Genomic DNA, 19,095 nt, shown 5'->3' on the forward strand with positions numbered 1-19,095 from the left:
GTCGGTATGGAGGACAATATAAGATAAGAGTGGTAAACCTTATTTTCCCCCTCCCAAACGGCAACACTGTGAACAAAATCATGGACGAACGTTCGGATATCATTGGTAAAGAACGAAAGATAGTCAAAGAATGTGGATATAAGGGCCGTAACGGGAACCCGGTTTCGGAGGTGAAAGCATGACCCGGTCGTCTGTCAGCCGTCGCCAGTTCCTCGGCGCGAGTGGGGCCGCACTCGTCACCGGCCTTGCCGGCTGTTCGGCCGGTGAAGGCGGGACCTCGACCGACACTGCGAGCAGCACCGACACGCTCAAAATCGGCGTCCTCGAGGACCAGTCGGGGAACTTCGCCCTCGTCGGTGACCCAAAGGCCAAGGCGTCGATGCTCGCCATCGAAGAGATCAACGCCAACGGCGGGATCGACGGCAAGCAGATCGAGACGTTCCAGCGCGACCCTCAGTCCGATAACCAGCGGTATCAGGAGCTCACCCGCACGGCAATCAATGAGGAAAACGTCGACGCGCTGTGGGCTGGCTACTCCTCGGCGACCCGGGAGGCCATCCGTCCGATAATCGACCGCAACGAACAGCTCTACTTCTACACCACCCAGTACGAAGGCGGTGTCTGTGATGAGTTCACCTTCGCGGTCGGGCCGACCGCCCGCCAGCAGCTCGGCATCGTGCTCCCGTATCTGGTCGAGGAGTTCGGCCCGGACATCTACACCATCGCGGCTGACTACAACTTCGGGCAGCTCTCAGCGGACTGGGTGAAGGTGCTGGCAAACGAAAACGACGCGAACGTGCTCGGCGAGGAGTTCATTCCGCTCAGCGAGTCCTCCTTCGGCTCGACGATCAACCGCATTCAGGAAGCCGACCCGGACTTCGTCATGTCCATGCTCGTGGGCGCGAACCACACGTCGTTCTACGAACAGAAGGCCTCGGCAGGACTTGACATCCCGATTGGCACCTCGACGGCGATGGCACAGGGGTACGAGCACCGACGGCTCGACGCCCCGGCGATGGCCAACATCTACGCTGGCGTCAACTACATGGAGGAAGTTCCGACCGAGAGCAACACGGGCGACGGCGGCTTCGTCGACCGGTACTTCGAGATGTATCCCGACGCGCCCTACCTCAACGAGGAGGCCGAGACCAACTACTTCTCGACGTACATGTACAAGAAAGCCGTCGAGCAGGCCGGGACCACCGAACAGCCGGAAGTCATCGACGCTCTGGAGTCGGGGATCGAACTCGGCACTGAAGAGGCACCCGAAGCGCCCGAAGGTGAGACGATCAAGCTCGACGGCGCGACCCACCACGTCGACCACCACATGTGGATTATGCGCGCCGACGAGGAGCACAACGTCGAAGCCGTCGAGAACCACCAGATCCCCGAGACGTTCCTCTCGGAGACGGCCGGCTGTAACCTCCCCGAGAACCCGGAGCAGACCCAGTACACCCCGGTCGACTACTACGAGGAGGCCGAATAGGGATGGTAAACGGCATCAACCTCGCGTTACAGTTCCTCGACAGCTTCGCGTTCATCGTGCTCGCCGCGGCGGGGTTGGCCATCATCTTCGGGATCATGGGCGTCATCAATCTGGCCCACGGAGAGTTTATTCTCATCGGGGCCTACACCGCGACGCTGGCCGTGACGCAACTCGGCCTCCCGCTCGTCGTCGCGATGCTTGTTGGCGGTCTGGTCACCGGTCTCTTCGGGATTCTGACCGAGCGGGTGATTATCTCCGGGGCATGGCCTAATTACATCAGCCAGCGGACGCTGGGCCGCGACGTCATCGAACCGCTGTACAACCGGCTGGCCGATTCGATGGTTGCCACCTTCGGGCTCAGTCTGATACTGACACAGGGTGCCCGAATCCGCTTCGGGAACTCTATCGATCAGATAGCCACGCCGTTCGGCGCGATTTCGTACGGCGAGTTCTCCTACTCGACGTACCGGATCGTTCTCGCTGGCGTTAGCATCGGGCTGCTCGTAGCCACTTACTACCTGTTTACCCGGACCGAATTCGGGATGCGCGCCCGGGCGACGATACAGGACAAGGAAACGGCACAGGCCATGGGCGTCAACACTGACCGGATGTATATGCTGACGTTCGGCATCGGGTCGGCGCTGGCCGGGCTGACCGGTGCGCTGTTCGCACCAGTTATTTCGATGCAGCCAACGCTGGGCGACCAGTTCTTGGTCGAGGCGTTCGTCGCCGTCGTTGTCGGCGGCCCGAGCGTCGTCCTCGGAACTGCGCTTTCTGGGGGTGTCCTCGGAGCGATTTTGGCCACGTTCTCGAACCTCTATGGAACGTTTATCGGCCGCATCGCGCTGCTCGTCGCCGCGCTCATCGCGCTTCGGTTCCTTCCCGACGGCATCACCGGCTTCATCGAACAGCTACGGAAACGCAGACAGGAGAGCGAGTAAATGTCGACAAACAGTGCAAACGGCGAGACGAACCGTTCGCTCGCGAGTCGGCTCCGCAGTCGGTTCGAGGGACCGAACACGATAGGCGACTCCCGCGGGTTCTGGATCGGCTTTGTCGTCGCTGTGGCGGCACTCGCCGTCTACCCGGTGTTCGGTGACGGCTCACAGCTGTCGCTGTTCATGGTGCTGGCGCTGCTGGGGCTTTCGCTGTCGGTCGTCTGGGGGTACTCGGGCGTGCTGAGCTTCGGTCAGGTCGTCTTCTTCGGCATCGGGGCCTACACGTTCGGCGTCGTCTCGATCAACTTCGCGACTCCCGGCGGTATTACGGCTGCCGTCGTTGCTGGCGTCGTCGGCGGTGGCGTCAGCGCGGCGATACTGGGCTATTTCATGTTCTATGGCGGGGTGCGCGACGTCTACGTCACCATCATCACGCTCGTCTCGACAATCGTGCTCCAAACGTTCATGGCCCAGACCGCCGGGTCCGAGTGGGCTATCGGCGAAGCGGCGCTGGGCGGTTTCAACGGGATGCCGGATATCCCGCTGTTGACCCTCGGCGTCGAGGGAGCGTCCTACCAGTTCATCTACAACCCGTTTCCGATGCGGATCATCGGTATCGGGGCAGTCGAAATCAGCCCGTTCTACTACCTCGTGCTAGCGTTGCTAGTCGGGGCATACCTCGGGCTACGGGTCCTCGTCAACTCGGACTACGGCCGCGTGATGGTCGCCGTTCGCGAGGACGAGGACCGAACCGAGATGTTCGGCTACAACGTGACCCGCGTCAAGTTCGTCGTGTTCACGCTCGGTGGCGCGCTGGCTGGCCTCTCCGGCGTCCTCTATGCCGCACGGAATGTCTACATCGACCCGACCGTGTTCTCACTGCTTTTCGCCACGCTGCCGGTTATCTGGGTGAGTATCGGCGGCCGGAAAAGCCTCCTTGGGGCCGTCGTTGCAACGCTCGCAGTCGAATACCTTCGTATCTCGATGGCGGGGGAGCTAGCGCTGGTCCTGCTTGGCACCCTGTTGCTGGTGACGATTCTGGTGCTCCCGAGCGGGTTCGTCCCGTGGGTCCATGAGCAGGTCGTCAAAGCCCGGCTCGGTTCGGGCGAGGCCGGCGGGGCTGACGCACCCGACGCGTCGAGTGAGGTGAGTGACTAATGAGTGATACTGAAACCGAATCCGACATCGATTCGCTCGGACCGAACGTCCGACAGACTGCCGCGGAACTGGCAACGGGCGACAGAACGGAGACACTGCTACAGACCGACGGGCTCGTCAAGCAGTTCGGTGGGTTCACTGCCACTGACGACGTCGATTTCTCGGTCGCTGAAGGAGAGCTACGCTGTCTCATCGGCCCCAATGGCGCTGGCAAGTCGACGCTACTGAACCTGATTACCGGGACGTACGAGGCTACCGACGGCAGTATCTACTACAACGGCCACGACATCACCGACCTCGACCCACATCAGCGGGTCTCACGCGGTATCAGTATGAAATTTCAGGTCCCGTCCGTGTATGGTGACCTGAGCGTCAGAGAGAACGTCAGGCTTCCCGTCCAGCAGTTCGCCGACGGGGCGGAACGACGGCAACTGGTCGCCGAGGCCATCGAGGCCGCGGGACTCACTGGCTACGAGGAGGTCGCTGCCGGACAGCTCTCACACGGTCAGCAACAGCAACTGGAAATAGGGATGGCCGCCGCGCTCGAGCCCGATCTGCTCCTGCTGGACGAACCGGTTGCCGGCTTGGACGTGGCCGAGCGCGAGGCCATCGCCGAGCGCATCACGCGACTCAACGAGGAGCAGGGAATCGCCTTCGTCGTCATCGAACACGACACCGACTTCGTTGCAAGCATCGCCGAAGAAGTGACCGTCCTGCACAACGGCGATGTGTTCCGCGAGGGACCGATTGAGGAGATCGCGTCCGACCCGGAAGTCCAGCGGATATATCTGGGGGGTGAGTCGTGATGCTCGAACTCGACGATGTTTCCGCCGCCTACGACACGACACCAATACTTCGGGACGTAGACCTCGCCGTCGAGGCGGGGGAAATCGTCGGCGTGATGGGGAAAAACGGTGTCGGCAAGACGACGCTCCTGAAGACGGTGATGGGGCTACTGGAACCCAGCGACGGGACCATCAGCTACAACGGTACTGACGTGACTCGCGCGAGCGCCGACGAGCGCGCACGGGCCGGTATCGGCTACATCCCGCAGGGCCGCGACGTGTTCCCCAAGCTAACTGTCGAGCAGAACATCAAGATGGGCGAGACAATCCGGTCGGAGAGCGACGAGACGCTGTACGACCAGATATACGACTACTTCCCGGTCCTCGAAGAGCGAGCCAGTCAGGAGGCTGGCACGCTCTCAGGCGGGCAACAGCAGATGCTTGCTATCGGCCGCGCATTGATCTCGAACCCCGACTTGCTCCTGCTTGATGAGCCAAGCGAGGGTATCCAGCCCTCTATCGTTGACCAGATCAGTCAGGACATGCAGACCATCAACGACGACCTCGGGACGACGATTCTGTTCGTCGAGCAGAACCTCGGTGTGATTCGCGAGATGGCCGACCGCTGTTACGCGATGGAGCGTGGCACGGTCGTCGACGAACTCGGTCCGTCGACAATTGCCGACGAGGACGCGATTGCGGAGTACCTCGCGGTCTGACCCGGCGAAGCCCTGTCCTGAGACAAGCGGCCGGCATACCGGCAGTTAATCCGGAGGCTGTGCAACAGCCTGCAGACGGGCTCGGCTGTCGGCTAGCTGACGCCTTCATAATCGCGCGCAAGCAACCGAATCAACAGGGACTTGAGTACCCACCGTACAGACCTGTACACGAATGTCCGATCGTGACTCATGGATATCGAACCTCGGCTTCGTGCTTGCCGCCGTCGGCGGTGCGGCGGGCCTCGGGAACATCTGGCGGTTCCCGTGGCTGACCGCCGGGAACGGTGGCAGCGCGTTCCTCATCGTCTACCTGCTCGTCGTCGTCGGCATCGGTGTCCCGGGATTGCTCGCTGAGTTCGTCCTCGGACGCTGTGGCCGGCAGACGCCAACCGCAGCGTTGCGCTCGCTCACAGGCTCCCGCTGGGGGTCGTGGCTGGGCGCGTTCAACGTCCTCACGACGCTCGTCATCCTCTCGTTTTACTCCGTCGTGGGCGGGTGGATCCTCCGCTACACGCTGGTTTCGCCGGTCGGGGCGTACTTCGGCCAGCCCCAGCAGTACTTCGGGGCAATGAGCTTCGGCCTTGAAGCGGTCGCCTTTCACCTGCTGTTCCTTGGTATCGTCGCCGCGATTGTCTTCTTCGGCGTGAGCAACGGCATCGAACGCGTCTCGAAGGTGATGCTTCCGGGCGTCGTGATAATCCTCCTCGGCCTCGCGATATGGACGGCCACCCAACCGGGTACGGCCGCCGGCTACGCGTTCTATCTCAGCTTCGACGCCGACTACCTCGCCGCCAACTTCCTGAGCGTCATCGGGCCAGCGGCGGGCCAAGCACTGTTCACCCTCTCGCTTGGCGCTGGGGTAATGCTGACCTATGCCTCGTATCTCGACGACAATGCATCTCTCCCACGAGACACGCTGGTCATTGCGGTCTCGAACACGTTCATCGGTGTCCTCGCCGGGCTGGTCGTCATTCCGCTGCTGTTTTCTCAGGGCGTTGACCCCGGGCAGGGCGGCCCCGGGGCGTTGTTCGTGGCGCTCGCGACAGCGTTCGAGACGCTTCCGGGTGGCACACTGGTCGCGACGGCGTTTTTCGCGACCGTTTTGATGGCCGCGGTGACCAGTGGTATCAGCCTGCTCGAAACGCCGGTGGCAACGCTTGTTGACAGCTTTGATATCCCGCGACGCCGAGCAACGGTGCTGGTCTCGGTCCTGCTTGCGGCCACCGGGAGCGGGCTGGCACTCACAAGCCCGGTCTTTCAGTTCGTCTCCGGCACGCTCGCAGACCTGATGTTGACCGTCGGGCTGTTCGCGTTCACTGTCATCGTGGGCTGGCTGCTGCGCGGCGAAGCGCTGGCGGAGTTCCGTGCTGGAACCGACCGTTTCGAATGGGTCGCCAGACCGTGGCTCCTGACAGTTAGCTGGATTCTCCCTGTCGTCGTGCTGTTCCTGCTGACGAACACGATCGCGTCACTCGCCGGGATGTCGCTGGGACTTGGCGGCCGAGCGCTTATCGCTGTCGTCGGGACTGTTGCTCTGGCTGTCGCAGTTACGAGCGGAAACTGGAGCGAGCGGCTCAGTTCGAGCTAAGTACGCCGGGCTTGATTCTGCTGCTATTCTGAGCACGGCACCACCGAGAGGGGTTTGTCCGCCACTTTGACTTACTGCACATCGTTCGCCAGCGGCTCCCGAACGCAGTGCAATAATTCCTGAATCCGGTATTGCCGCCATCCCCACGGAAATGCATTCTGTCGGTGATTGCGCCGGGTTTTTTGTTTGTGCACCCTGTCCATGATCGTATGAAACTTTACGAGGATGTTTCGGTTGGCGACGTACGACAATCCGATGGATACACTGTGTCGAAATCCGAAATCATAGAATTCGGCGAGAAGTACGACCCCCAACCGTTCCACACTGATGAGGACGCAGCGAAGGACTCCGTCTTTGGCGGGCTAGTCGCGTCTGGATGGCAGACCGCCGCGATCTGTATGCGTCTCAACGTCGAGAACAGCGAGGATATGGCAACACAGGCTGGCGTCGGCGTCGACAACCTCCGCTGGCATCAGCCGCTCCAGCCCGGTGAGACGCTACGATTACGGACCGAAATCATCGACAAGCGACCCTCCGACAGCGACCCGAACCGGGGATTCATCACAACCCGCCACGAAGGACTGAATCAGGACGACGAACTGGTTATCTCATACGAGGCGACAGCCATGATCCGCCGCGAGACCGACGAGTGACGGCACAGCGACGCAGTGTGAACTTCCCAATAACGTGGCAGTCGCTCACTTTTAGCCGCGTTCTGTCCCAAACCCGAAATAGCATCGCTCCCGTCGGAACAATCTGAGGCTGACCATGAGAGTATCACATACGTAGCCAGTGACGTGTATTCGAGGCCGGAAAACGGTCAGGAGCGTCGGTTCACGGGGCGATACGTCCCAGAATGAGTTAGGCTTCTACACAGTCAGTGCAGCGGCCAGCGCCGGGCAGTGAAGGCCCACCGCATTCTGTGCAAGCATCAAGGCTCGTGTTGTGCTCACCTCGTGGGACAGATATCGTATTCAGTGCTTTTCGTAGCCGTTTCCTCATATCATCTGTTATATCTCCCGGCTAATTTAATTCTTTGGGGTAAATCTGGCTAATATGGTTGGTATGTGTACTATACTCTATTGAACTCTCTGTATATGGCTCCACTCTGCTAATTTATTTACGTTCATCCGATTACGGTCACTTTCGAGTCGGTGTCTGGAGCACGGGTAGCGGTGTAATCAGTTCGTTCATACGTGGGTAGCTACCATCAGAGATTGATGCCCTTCACCAGACGGGTTCTCTCTCCAGAGGATAGCCGTCGGACAGAACTGCTCAGTACCATTGTTTCGAATTCTCTCCCTGTTGTTGGTGTCGGATTGTTCGGCTGGAATGCGGCTGCAGTGCTGTTTCTGTACTGGTTTGAGCTTGGTGTCGACTCGGTCTGGGCACTCGTCCGGGCAGTGTTCGCCGGTCGCCCGCCGGATATTGAGACTGGCACCTTGCTTATCGGACCGCTGGCGGAACGACAGTTCTCCCTTTCCATCCCCCGAACCGGCCTGCAGGTCTATCTCACGACGCTACTCGTACTCCCGGTTACTGTTCTCATTCTGGCAGGCGTGTGGTTGTTTACTGGAGCCCTGCTCATCGGTCCACTGCCGGAGCCCAGTACAGAGACGGTAACTGGTGTGCTGCTGGCAACTGTCGGGATTTTCGGTCTGACGGGGGTCACAACGATACGGAATTACTTCTACAATGGGGAGTATCGGAAACACAACTCGACGACGGCGTTTCGTGGACTTTTGCCTCGGATAGTAACCGTCTTTTTCGGCGGTATAATCACTCTGACGCTGATAACAGCAGCTACGGAGGGACCTGAAGCGGAACTCGGCAGTCTTGACCCGACTGCCGTCGGCCTGCCACTGGTACTCATGGTCGTCTGTTTCAAATTCGCATCTGACCTCTTGGGCGTCTACAGCGACCGTCTTGCCGTCTATTTCAAATCATACGATGCGGAATATGGCTGGCAAAACGCCCCGCCGGAAGCACGATCTATTGGCGGGACGCTCACTGATGCACCTGAGCGCGTTCGCCCGGTTCGCTGGGGACGGGTACTCGGTGGCCTACTCCAGTTCCCATACCACTCGGGAAGCCTGTTTCTCGGTGGTATGGGGCTGCTCGTTGCGGTCCTGTTTGCAATCGGCAGTGCGTGGGACATCGTCGCCGTAATTGTTGTCACAAGCGTTAGCATCCCGATTCTTTTGCTGTGTTTCGATCAGCTATTGCGATACGGCACGGTCGAATACCGAATTGACCCTGATGCCGGTGTGGTCGTCGCATACGACCGCCTCTTTGGCACGGCACTCTGGCGCATTGAGTCGTGGGACGAACGTGGTCTCCGCGTTGAGCAGACGCCTCTTGATTCGCTGCTCGGAACTGAGACGGTTACTATCGAATACGCTGAGGGCGAGTATATCCTGCCACACTTGCCTGATGTCACTCCAGTCGTAGCGGTGTTTGACCGACAGCCTGAGCGCGCAGCACAGCTGATCCCCGGTCAGGCTGGGTTACTCGGGTGAGTCGGCTGCTCGTTGTCCGGAACAGGTCGTCCCGGCCCAACGGTGGGTCTGTAGCCTGTCGAACCGGGTGACTTGCTGCACAGTCTGGAGTGGCGCTGGGGCTACTTGGACCTGTAACGGTTCTGTCTCCGATGCAATCGCTCGATAGCTCTGGAATAGCGACGAAACGTGACTGGATATCAGCGTGCCGTGGGTAGGTCGACTCTGCCGGACCTCGTTATCTCTCCTCGGCGACGGCGTTGTCGGTCCACAGGTCATAGCCGACGACAAGCGCCATGCCACTCGTCGGTATAATCAACAGCAGCCTGCCAACGGGTGAGAAGTCAACGCCTGCCATCGAGAGACCGATGTATGCGACAGCGAGTCCGGGTGGGACAGCGAGCGCAGCACCGAGACGAGTATTGTCCGACCGGAGGTAGCCAGCGCCCCAGCCGACGAGTCCGGTGACTATGAGCGGGATCGCAAGCGCCCAAATGAGGAAGGCGGTGAGTTCTCTCCCGATATCGTTTGGGCCGGCTGTAATGAACAGGAGCGTGCCAAGCAAGCAGATCCCAGTCCCGAAGAGCGCGCCGAGTGCGAACGCACGCTGCAAGCGGGACATCGACGCGCTGTCTCGCCTGAGTACTGCGCCCAGACCGACCAACAGTAACGCATTTGCGCTTATGATGAGTCCGGGTCTGAGCGTCTGTTGCACCCAGATCGCACTAAACGGCGGTGGGTTGAACACATACGAATCTCCCGGCCGCGGTGCCGGCCAGAGTTCAAACGGCACTGTCGTGATGAGCAGACAAACTGCACTCAGACCGAGGAGCGCGCTAGCGATCCGATATGAGCGACGCCACATAGCAGGTCACGCACCTCCAAGAGCCACGACCGTTCCGTCCGGCGACGCGCTCACGATTCCACCATCGAGGACCGCCAGTGAGACTGCCTCATACTCGGCCGGATACTGCCATACTGCCTCGCCGAAACGCGTCGTGAACGCGGTGAGACCATCGTCACGCTGGAACGTGAACACAGCATCGTCAGCTGCGGCAGTCACCGCGCCACTAATATTGATCTCCGAGCACCACCGGGGCGCCGGTGGGCCGTCATCGACGCGGTCGAAAGCGAACGTCGCGCTGGCGGACTCACCGGGACGCTCGATTGCGTACACGCTATCGGGCGTCACGACCGGGACTTCGAGTGACCGTCTGTCGTCGAGACGCCACTGCTCGGTCCCGTCTGTGAGGTCACGGCCGATCAGGTCGCCGTACGTGCCGGACACATAGACCGTCCCATCGGACACGACAGGATATCCGTCGGGTCGGTCCGAGTGTTCCCACTGGCGCTCTCCGGTTGCTTCGTCTACCGCAACGATCTGCTCACCAGCGACAACCACAGTGCCGTCGGCCACGGCCAGCCTCGGTCCATCGACGGTTGCCGTCCACTGCCGTCGTCCGTCGTCGACATCAAATCTCGCAACCCCATCGGTCATGGGAACGAACAGGGCAGCATCAGTTACCGTCGGAACGCCCGCTCCGGCCGTGTCGGTGTTCCGCCACGCGACAGTTCCGTCGCCAATCTCGAGTGCAATAACACCCTCTTCCGTGGAGAGAAAGACCCGACCGTCTGCTAGCACCGGTGGCGCTGGGCCGTCTCCAATACCGACAATTGACGGGACTGTGGCTGGTGTGAGTTCGTGCCGCCACTGTTCTGTTCCGTCACTGAGTGACAGCGCGACGACGCTGGTCGAAGTCGTTAGCACGACAGTTTCGTCGGCGACGACCGCCGCACTAGTTGTTTCATCGCCAGTAGCTGCGGTCGAAATATCTGCTTGCCATCTGACCGACGGTGTTGTCGTTGCCAGTTGGACTGACGCATAGCCCGTGTTCGCTGCGTCGAACCGCGGCGACGGCCACGAGCCGCCGGGTACTGTCTCAAATCCAGCGGTGTCTATACTCGGTTCGACTGTATGCGATGGGTCTGGTGCGCCGTCGTCAGGACACGACGACGAACAGCCTGCGATGCTGGCGACTGAGCCGGTGGCGACCATTCCGAGGAATGTCCGCCGCAGCGTGGAGGGCATCGACTGTGCGTTCCGATAGCTGGATAAAAAATGTTAATACGATATCCCAAGGAGCAAGAATTTCTCCCTCGGGTGTTCAGAATGCGTACAGCCGCTCTCGAATCTGGGTAGTGACGGTTCTACTATGGATTCGATGGCTCATCAGCGGTAACACGGTAGCAGTTACCTGTTGGCACAGAACAAGCCTTTTGTCCCTCTCGACAAAGCTCCCGGTATGACAGCAGACACCGCCGAGCAACTCAGAGCGGAACTAGAGACGGTTTTCACCAGCGCAGAGTACCCTGTTGAGGAACCGATGGAGTTGGTGCCAGCTCTGCCGGACGGCCCGAGCACGACGTTCGAGGCTGGTGACGTACGCGTCGGAGTGATGGACTTTGGCGCGGAGTACGCCGAGTACCAAAATTATCCGTACGAGACGGCTGAGGCCCTCATCGACGATCTGATGACTGGCTTTCGAGAAGAGGGGCTATTCGACTGAGCCGGACGTTCCTCACCCGCTTGACTGCGTGAGTGGTGTTCCTCAGCCGTAGCAGCGGAAGCCGTATCGACAACAACTACGACACTATCCGCGATGGGGCTGTCTCAGGTCCCTGCGTCATACCCCGCATCCTCCACAGCGGCGATGAGTTGGTCTGTGCTGACATCGCCGTCGACAGACACCTGTTCGGCGTCTTTGTCGGCTTCAGCGTCTTTGACACCAGCGAGCGATTCGATGGCTTCCTCGACGGTTTGCTCACAGTGACCACAACTCATCCCCGCAACGGTCAACGTCGTAGACATAGCGGTTTTGACGACGGATGCGCGGAACTTCTCGGTTACGACTTACCATCCAAAACAGTCACAAACAGCTTCAGTCGGGCAAGAGTGTTTAGATGTAACACTTCATTGTATCATTATTTCAAACCAGCTTATCACCAACTACTATCCGAGACCGTAGCGGCACAACTGGTAGTCAGGCGGCAACCGAACAGTCTGCGATTACTGACTACGCACTCTCTTGTTCTGACTCGGACACGTCAACAGTGAGTACGGGAACAGACGACTTCGTGACGACCTTCTGCGCTGTGCTTCCGAGCATATTCTTTTCGTATTTGTCTGCCTGCGTTCCCATCGTAATCAGGTCAATGTCGGCGTCTGCAACATACGACACAATGTGGTCCGCTGGTTTGCCCCGCTGGATAGCTGTCGAGACTTCAATCCCGTCCTGTTCAAGCGTGTCTCGAACGACCGACGTGGCCTTTTCGCCTTCCGCTCGCAGATTCTCCAGCACTTCGTCCTGCATCTCGTCATCCATCGACAGGAACGCCCGGTCGTCGATGACATACAGCGCGTGGACGGTGACATCCCGTCCGTCGGCAATATCGATTGTATGCTCCAGCACCTGCTGCATTGACGCACTCCCATCCGTTGGAACGAGAATATCGCTATACATCGTTCGTACAAATCAAGTTGTCACAAACATCGCTTTCGATTCTGCTCAGGCATCGCAGATGCGGCAGCCGTGGCGAGATTGGGGAGACGTATCTCGGTCGCGGAGTAGTTTGCACCGGTTCAAAGATAGCCAAGCCGCTCCAACCGCGACTTGAGGTCTACGTCGTCAAAGCCATCGATGTCGTATTCTGCCATTTCGTCTTCCCCAGAAGCGAGTTCGGTGCTGTCGAGTGTCTCACTCCGCTTTGCAGAGTCAGCAACAACTGCTGACGGCGGCCGGTCGATAGGGGTTTCGTCACTACGTTCGGAGCGACGGCCGCGCACGACCGCTTCGTACTCGTCATCTCCCCACGCTGCGCGCTTGTATACGGTGTCGCCGGGGCCGTCACGATACACGAGTGATGCAGGCTGTCGGAATCGGTCCGGTTCGTCAGTGTACTGTTCGGCGTACTCTGCCGTCTGACCGGTCGGTGGCGCTTGGTACGCGGTCGTCTGCCCGTCGGGTGCGACGAACCACCCGGAGTCGTCCGTTTCGCCGTCGAAGGCAGCCAGTACGGCGTCGGGGAACTGTGATAGCGTCGCTAGGGACTCGATTCGCCGTCCATCGGTCTGCCCCGGACCTCGGACGAGCAGTGGGACATGAAACAGTTCTTCCTGTGTACCCATTCCGTGCATGACGGCAGGTGGCTCAGTAGCCGCCTGTGGCGGCTCCCCGAACCCGTCACCGTGATCGGATGTGATGACTACGAGCGTCTCGTCTAACACGCCCCGTTCCTTCAACTCACCGATAACCTGCCTTAGAATGGCATCAGTCTGTCGAATCGCTCCGTCGTACAGCGGCTTGAGTAGCTGTCCAACCCCTGCCGGGAGTTGCTCCCCGTAGACGCTCCACTCCCACTTAATCGGGAGTTCGTCGTGCATTGCCCAGTAAAAGTCCGTGCCCCACTCATCGTAGGCGTCCCGCGTCGCGTACGGCATATGCGCGTCCATCAGATTCAGGCACGCCGCCCAAGACTCCGTTTGCCCGTCGATCCACTCAGTTAGCTTATCAGCGTACCAGAAGCCGTCGACGCCGTTACGGGTCTCGGATGGGTCGTCAACATCTGTCGAATCGGGTCGTTCCGTGACGACGGTCTCAAAGCTGTCACTGAGGCCGGATGGATGCACTGTGAGATACGGGTTCTCGGTGAACACGCCGGTCTCGTAGCCTTCGTCAGCAAGAAAATCAAAGATGGTTTGGCCGGGTTGCAGCCGTTCGGTAATCCGGAGCGTGTGGCCCTCGGACGGAACACCGGTGAACAGACTCGTATGGGCCGGCAACGACCAGCTAGCGGTTGTCCGTGCCTGTGTGTACACCGTCGCCTCACGACCGAATTCTTCGAGAAATGGCGTCGTCCTGCGCCGATGACCCAACAGAGAGGTGTTCGCCGCACGGACACAATCAAGAACGACGAGTAGCACGTTTGGCCGACCCATTGTCAGGCGTTAGAAGGTGTCCACGGCAAAAGTATGTTCTGTAATCGCGACTTTTCAACACAGTAGCTGCGGCCGGCGCCAACACAGTACAGTATCGACAGCTAGACCGGAACAGAATCAGTCGTCGAGCTGTGGGTCCATGGACAGGGCTCTATCATGCCACGTGACCCATCTCTTCGTGAGTATATTTTATATGGGTCGACAGTCTGGTGATAACTACGTGGTCAAATCAACGGTCCGGTTCCCCGAAACGGTGATGGACTGCGTCGAGGAGATGGTAGCGGAAGGTGTCTTCTCGAACAAGTCCGAGTTTCAGCGGTTCGCCGTTGAGTACGTTCTTTCCGAAATCGAGGATTACGAGCCCGAGATGGTTGATTTTAACGAGCTTCAGAAAGAGGTCTTCCAGCACCAGCCGGCTTCCAGCGGGGCAGAGATGTCGCCGGAGATCAACGAGAACTTCTACGAGAACGCTGCGCGCGTTCGACAGTTCGCTATTCGCGGTGACATCGAGACGGCAGAAGAGTATATCGACACAGCATACCCCGTTACTGACCCCCGCTGTTTGCTGCTTGACGACCTTCTCGAATCCTATCGACAGCATGAAACCGAAGACGAGTAGATCGCGTCCCCGAGCTGGCACTCGATTGCTTCCTCACCTCTCCAATTGAACTATTCTACGGCTGCTCCCTGTCTGTGGGTTCGATAGGACCGACCAGTCCTTTGCATCTCTCCACCGCTCCCAGCGGTAGTGAACAGCTGAGCGTCCGTTCTCCGGAGCGTCAGTCGTCGTCAGCGCGGGCCTCTGGCGTCACCTCCGAGCGTGGCCCGGCGGCATGCCCTTCATGCGTCAGCGCCGTCGCGAACAGTTCCGCCGAGACTGCGGGAACGTCCACGTCCTCGACCGCCCCTTCGGACTCGATTTCGTCAACTGAACGCGGGTACTTCCTGAGGTCTTTGTGGATCGCAATGCCCGCGTCAGCACCCTCACCCATCGCAATCGGGATCTGGTTGTGGCCCGGTGTGAGGTCTCCGACAGCGTAGACGCCGGAGACACTGGTCTCGCCGTGGTCGTCCACGGCTACCGTCCCGTCGTCGTTTCTATCGAGCCCCAGTTCGTCGGCCAGTTCTGCGTGGTAATCCGAGCCGAGCATCGGGAAACCGCCCTTGTACTCCCGAACGCTCCCGTCTTCGAACTCGTAGGCGGATAGCCAGCCGTCGTCATCAGTTTGCTTGCCAGATAGTTCCGTATCGACGATTTCGACAGGATGATTATCGAGCATCGTCTGCGTCTCCTCGCTCCATTCCGGCTCTTCGCCGCGAGTCAGTATATCCACGTCGTCGGTGTAGTTCAGCATAATCATCGCGACGTGGGCCGCGGCCTCGCCGGTCCCCATGACGAAGACCGGCTCGCCGACAAACATGAACGCGTCACAGTGGAGACACCAGTGTAGCCCCTTCCCGGTCCGTGGCAGCGGCGGGTCCGGACGCTCGTCGGCGAACCCGGTGGCTAGAACGACTCGCTTGACAGCAAGTTCGTCGTCGCCTGTCGTCACGGTGAATCCATCCTCGTCTTCGTCGGCGAGTGGGTCCACCGACTCGACGAAGCCCCGCTCGTAGGTCCCGCCGTAGTCCTGTACCTGTTCGCGCGCTGTCTCGAGGAATTCGTTCCCCGACACGTCCTCGGTGACGCCGATGACGTTGTGCGTATCGGTCATCATCGCCGCGCGGCCCCCACCGCGGTTGATGACGATGGTGTCCATCCCCAGTCGAGTGGTGTACAGCGCGCTCGTCAGGCCGGCCGGCCCGCCGCCGACCACGGCCACGTCATAGTCGAACTGCCCATCGGTGTACATTATCATACTACACGTGCTCAAGGAATAAAAACAGCAGAACAGCGGCCACCTGCACAGTAATCTGTCACTTCTGCGTCACTCTACAGGCGAGGCGAACGGCCGGCTCGCCGACCCCCTGTCTCACCCCGGACCGAGTGCTGCGATGTCGGCTCCGACCGTCGCCTGTGCATCAGCCGGGTTCGGGTCACTGTCAGCCAGATGCGTCCACTCGTGGGCGGGCAGCGTCGACAGATAGTCAGTAATTGCAGCGCTGTACGGAGTCGCTTTCACAGTACTCTCGCTGTCACCCCAGATGTGGTTGATGACGGTCATCGAATCGATTCGTATCTCGACTGATTCCGGGTCACACCGTTCTGCCAGCGCTTGCAGTCCGAGATGGAGGGCGGCGTACTCGGCAACGTTGTTGTTTGTCCGGGAGCCGACCGGCCGTCCGAGACTGGCAATCTGTGTCTCATCCGCCTGAATCACGGCACCGGCCCCAGCCGGCCCGTTACTGTGTGCACTGCCGTCCACATAGAGGACGACCTGTGACACGGCGGCATCAGCCGCGGCCTGCTGTGCCGGGGGCGGGCCAGATTCGAGCAGTTCGCCGATTGCAGCCCGTATCTCGTCAGGGGATGTCTCCGGGTCAAAGAGGCCACCGTAGCCAGCAACGGCCCCATTGATCGCATCGATAGCGGGGGTGAGTTCGTATCGATACAGCGCCAGCAGTTCGTCTATCCGCGTCGCTAGCGGCGAGAGCGTCTCCGACGGCAGCCGCTCTCTATCAGCTGCTGGCTCATTGTGACGGTCCATCAATGAGACGTAGCTGCGGGTGGCTAAAAGACACTTCGCTGTGACAGGCCTGAGATAGTCAGAAACGTACCGATCGGTGATCGGATCACTGTCGCCGTGGACCGATCAGGGCCGCAGTTAACAGCACTGAGACCGTAGCTGTGGCCACGATGGACAGACGGACATTCCTCGCTGTGAGCGGAGTTGCGGTAGCTGGCACACTCACGGGCTGTCATACTCCCAGTGATGAGCAGGGGGACGGCGCTACAGCGACGGATTCCGGACAGACCGACGGTTCAGAGACGGCTGTGGCCGTCGAAACCGTCGCCGACGGACTCGAATCGCCATGGAGCATCACACCCCTGCCTGACGGCTCACAGTTGCTGGTCACGGAGCGCGTCGGCCGCGTGGTGCTGGTCGACTTAGCGGACGGCACAGTCACGCCTGTTACTGGCACACCGTCGGTGTACGCGAGGGGTCAGGGCGGGATGCTTGATGCAGCGCTCCACCCTGACTTTCCTGATCCGGCGTGGGTGTATCTGACATATTCGAAGGCCAACGACAGCGGTGGGTCGGCCACACACCTTGGCCGCGGCCGCCTGAATGTGGCTGCCCCACAGTTCGAGACGTTTGAACAACTGCACGTCGCGGAGCCGTTCGTCGACTCCGACGGGCACTTCGGGTCCCGAGTCGTGTTCGGTCCGGACGAATTGGTGTACATGACTGTCGGCGACAGGCAGTTCAAGGACTTCGGCCCCAATCACGTCGCTCAGGACAGGACGAACGAACTCGGAACCACGCTTCGACTGACACCCTCAGGCGGTATTCCCGATGCGAACCCGTTCACCGATGACCCGAACGCAGTCGATTCGATATTCAGCTACGGCCACCGCAACGCACAGGGGATGACCGTCCATCCCGACACGGGAGCTATCTGGCAGACCGAGTTCGGCGAGCAGGACGGCGACGAAATCAACGTCGTCGAACGGGGCGGCAACTACGGTTGGCCGGTCGCCGACGAGGGCTGTACCTACGGCAGCGGCGATCCGATCGGCGTCAGCCACGCGGAACGCGACGATGTCGTTGCACCAGTGTATTCGTGGGACTGTGGATCAGGTGGGTTTCCACCCAGCGGTGCCACGTTCTACACCGGCGACGCCTTTCCGGCGTGGACCGGTGACTTGCTCGTCGGTGGGTTGGCCTCGCAATACCTTGCCCGGTTTACAGTCAATGGGCGCACAGTCGAAGAAGCGACGCCTCTCCTCACCGACCGAGGGTGGCGGATCCGTGATGTCGTGGTCGAACCCGATACTGGAAGCGTGCTCGCTGCCGTCGACTCATCGGACGCACCTATTGTGCGACTTCACCCCGCCTGAATCGAGTGCGTCGGCGACGACCGTGTGGGGTCGATGACCTGTGGCCGGAATTCGAACGGTGCCAACAGTGAGTGAGGGGCGTTCTCATACCCACACACAACCCCTTCTCGATTGGACCCGATCAGCGAGCCCGGTACCGCGCTATTTTTGCTTCTGAACCCGCTAATCTGGCTGTGAATCAGACTGCGATTCTGCACGCCGCGTTCGGAGTACTGATCGTCGCAGGATTCCTCGTTTCGGCACCACTGAGCTATGGTCTCTACGGGCTGGGGGCTGCCTGTTTCATCGCCGGCATCGTACTTGCACGGCGGGATAGCGATGAGTCGGAAACCGCCGATAGCGTCTAACCTCGGGAACGCGATACAGAACCAGCTTTCACGGTGAGACAGACGGTTCCGCGGGGTTGTATTGGTGTCTGACTGTCTGGCTGTGTGCGGACCGCTGCCCGATCACGCTTCCTGCAGGCGGCCATCGTCTACGGCTACGTTCTGGCCGGCGACGTAATCAGCCGCGTTACTGCAAAAGAACAGAATCGGTGCCACAACGCCCTCGAATGTGGCAGGTCGCCCGTGCGGGAACGCCGACACGTCCACGACGGTGTTCTCAATGAGACGACAGCTGGCCAACCCACTGCCGATGCCGCCGTTGTCAGCGGTACTGCCGCTGGCGTCGTCGGTCGGTTCCAGCACAGCCAGAGCGACGAGGACTCACACGGTGTCGACGCCGACGTGTGTGAGTGCTAGTGATCCCAAACGAGCCCCGACTAATACTGTCGGCTGTACCTGTTCTGAGATATTTTCCACCCCGGAATGGCAACGTTCTTTCCAGACGGACAGCCGACAGTATAAGCCGAACATGACAACCACTGAGAGCCTGAATCGCCGACTCTACGCAACGCCCTGCTCTGTTCAGTTGCTTTCACTG

General features: G+C 60.0%; 20 protein-coding genes. 13 read left to right on the top strand and 7 right to left on the bottom strand.

Annotated elements, in window-relative coordinates; genetic code table 11:
• The first annotated feature begins 178 nt into the window (after window positions 1-178).
• From Har1129_RS18015 to Har1129_RS18050, 8 genes are all read left to right on the top strand, one after another.
• Window positions 179-1,486, top strand: a complete 1,308-nt coding sequence (locus tag Har1129_RS18015) for an urea ABC transporter substrate-binding protein (RefSeq protein ID WP_151102218.1) — start codon at window positions 179-181, stop codon at window positions 1,484-1,486.
• Between the two features lie 2 nt (window positions 1,487-1,488).
• Window positions 1,489-2,427, top strand: coding sequence for an urea ABC transporter, permease protein UrtB (gene urtB, locus Har1129_RS18020; RefSeq protein ID WP_151102219.1), 939 nt, complete (start codon window positions 1,489-1,491; stop codon window positions 2,425-2,427).
• Window positions 2,428-3,582 carry an urea ABC transporter, permease protein UrtC gene (gene urtC / locus Har1129_RS18025; protein WP_151102220.1) on the top strand — a complete coding sequence of 385 codons (1,155 nt, stop codon included), beginning with the start codon at window positions 2,428-2,430 and terminating at the stop codon, window positions 3,580-3,582.
• Complete coding sequence (locus tag Har1129_RS18030) at window positions 3,582-4,388, top strand: ABC transporter ATP-binding protein (protein WP_151102221.1); 807 nt, start codon at window positions 3,582-3,584, stop codon at window positions 4,386-4,388. The genes urtC and Har1129_RS18030 overlap by 1 nt, the downstream gene beginning before the upstream one ends.
• The gene (locus Har1129_RS18035) at window positions 4,388-5,086 is read left to right on the top strand and encodes an ABC transporter ATP-binding protein (RefSeq protein WP_151102222.1); all 699 of its coding nucleotides are present in this window, start codon (window positions 4,388-4,390) and stop codon (window positions 5,084-5,086) included. The genes Har1129_RS18030 and Har1129_RS18035 overlap by 1 nt, the downstream gene beginning before the upstream one ends.
• Window positions 5,087-5,258: 172 nt before the next feature.
• Entirely contained in the window at window positions 5,259-6,674 is a 1,416-nt protein-coding gene (locus Har1129_RS18040) for a sodium-dependent transporter (protein ID WP_151102223.1), read from the top strand.
• Window positions 6,675-6,883: 209 nt separating this feature from the next.
• A complete protein-coding gene (locus Har1129_RS18045; protein ID WP_151102224.1) occupies window positions 6,884-7,327 on the top strand; it encodes a MaoC family dehydratase in 444 nt (147 codons plus the stop codon).
• 567 nt (window positions 7,328-7,894) lie between these two features.
• Complete coding sequence (locus Har1129_RS18050; RefSeq protein ID WP_151102225.1) at window positions 7,895-9,193, top strand: DUF6498-containing protein; 1,299 nt, start codon at window positions 7,895-7,897, stop codon at window positions 9,191-9,193.
• Between the two features lie 217 nt (window positions 9,194-9,410).
• On the opposite strand, the gene Har1129_RS18055 is transcribed toward Har1129_RS18050, so the two are convergent.
• Both Har1129_RS18055 and Har1129_RS18060 read right to left on the bottom strand, forming a co-directional pair.
• Window positions 9,411-9,794, bottom strand: a complete 384-nt coding sequence (locus Har1129_RS18055) for a hypothetical protein (protein ID WP_151102226.1) — start codon at window positions 9,792-9,794, stop codon at window positions 9,411-9,413.
• Between the two features lie 249 nt (window positions 9,795-10,043).
• Window positions 10,044-11,228 carry a PQQ-binding-like beta-propeller repeat protein gene (locus Har1129_RS18060; protein WP_151102593.1) on the bottom strand — a complete coding sequence of 395 codons (1,185 nt, stop codon included), beginning with the start codon at window positions 11,226-11,228 and terminating at the stop codon, window positions 10,044-10,046.
• Between the two features lie 247 nt (window positions 11,229-11,475).
• Between Har1129_RS18060 and Har1129_RS18065 the strand changes: the two genes are divergently transcribed.
• Window positions 11,476-11,739, top strand: coding sequence for an MTH865 family protein (locus tag Har1129_RS18065; RefSeq protein WP_151102227.1), 264 nt, complete (start codon window positions 11,476-11,478; stop codon window positions 11,737-11,739).
• A 104-nt stretch (window positions 11,740-11,843) separates the two neighbouring features.
• Here the strand turns inward: Har1129_RS18065 and Har1129_RS18070 are convergent, their stop codons facing one another.
• The 3 genes from Har1129_RS18070 to Har1129_RS18080 all read right to left on the bottom strand — a co-directional run bounded on the left by Har1129_RS18070 (window position 11,844) and on the right by Har1129_RS18080 (window position 14,168).
• Window positions 11,844-12,041, bottom strand: coding sequence for a heavy-metal-associated domain-containing protein (locus Har1129_RS18070; protein ID WP_151102228.1), 198 nt, complete (start codon window positions 12,039-12,041; stop codon window positions 11,844-11,846).
• A 205-nt stretch (window positions 12,042-12,246) separates the two neighbouring features.
• A complete protein-coding gene (locus tag Har1129_RS18075) occupies window positions 12,247-12,693 on the bottom strand; it encodes a universal stress protein (protein ID WP_151102229.1) in 447 nt (148 codons plus the stop codon).
• Window positions 12,694-12,812: 119 nt separating this feature from the next.
• Entirely contained in the window at window positions 12,813-14,168 is a 1,356-nt protein-coding gene (locus Har1129_RS18080) for a sulfatase (protein WP_151102230.1), read from the bottom strand.
• A 193-nt stretch (window positions 14,169-14,361) separates the two neighbouring features.
• Here Har1129_RS18080 and Har1129_RS18085 point away from each other — a divergent pair, with 193 nt between their 5' ends.
• Window positions 14,362-14,787, top strand: a complete 426-nt coding sequence (locus Har1129_RS18085; protein WP_191906209.1) for a ribbon-helix-helix domain-containing protein — start codon at window positions 14,362-14,364, stop codon at window positions 14,785-14,787.
• A 160-nt stretch (window positions 14,788-14,947) separates the two neighbouring features.
• On the opposite strand, the gene Har1129_RS18090 is transcribed toward Har1129_RS18085, so the two are convergent.
• The gene (locus tag Har1129_RS18090) at window positions 14,948-16,021 is read right to left on the bottom strand and encodes an NAD(P)/FAD-dependent oxidoreductase (RefSeq protein ID WP_151102231.1); all 1,074 of its coding nucleotides are present in this window, start codon (window positions 16,019-16,021) and stop codon (window positions 14,948-14,950) included.
• A 120-nt stretch (window positions 16,022-16,141) separates the two neighbouring features.
• Window positions 16,142-16,816, bottom strand: a complete 675-nt coding sequence (locus Har1129_RS18095; protein ID WP_151102232.1) for a ribonuclease HI family protein — start codon at window positions 16,814-16,816, stop codon at window positions 16,142-16,144.
• Between the two features lie 149 nt (window positions 16,817-16,965).
• Here Har1129_RS18095 and Har1129_RS18100 point away from each other — a divergent pair, with 149 nt between their 5' ends.
• From Har1129_RS18100 to Har1129_RS20770, 3 genes are all read left to right on the top strand, one after another.
• The gene (locus Har1129_RS18100; RefSeq protein ID WP_151102233.1) at window positions 16,966-18,171 is read left to right on the top strand and encodes a PQQ-dependent sugar dehydrogenase; all 1,206 of its coding nucleotides are present in this window, start codon (window positions 16,966-16,968) and stop codon (window positions 18,169-18,171) included.
• 173 nt (window positions 18,172-18,344) lie between these two features.
• Entirely contained in the window at window positions 18,345-18,518 is a 174-nt protein-coding gene (locus Har1129_RS20765) for a hypothetical protein (protein WP_191906208.1), read from the top strand.
• An 84-nt stretch (window positions 18,519-18,602) separates the two neighbouring features.
• Entirely contained in the window at window positions 18,603-18,914 is a 312-nt protein-coding gene (locus Har1129_RS20770) for a hypothetical protein (protein ID WP_191906207.1), read from the top strand.
• Window positions 18,915-19,095 lie beyond the last annotated feature (181 nt).

It is taken from the genome of Haloarcula sp. CBA1129, from assembly GCF_008729015.1.
GTDB lineage: Archaea > Halobacteriota > Halobacteria > Halobacteriales > Haloarculaceae > Haloarcula.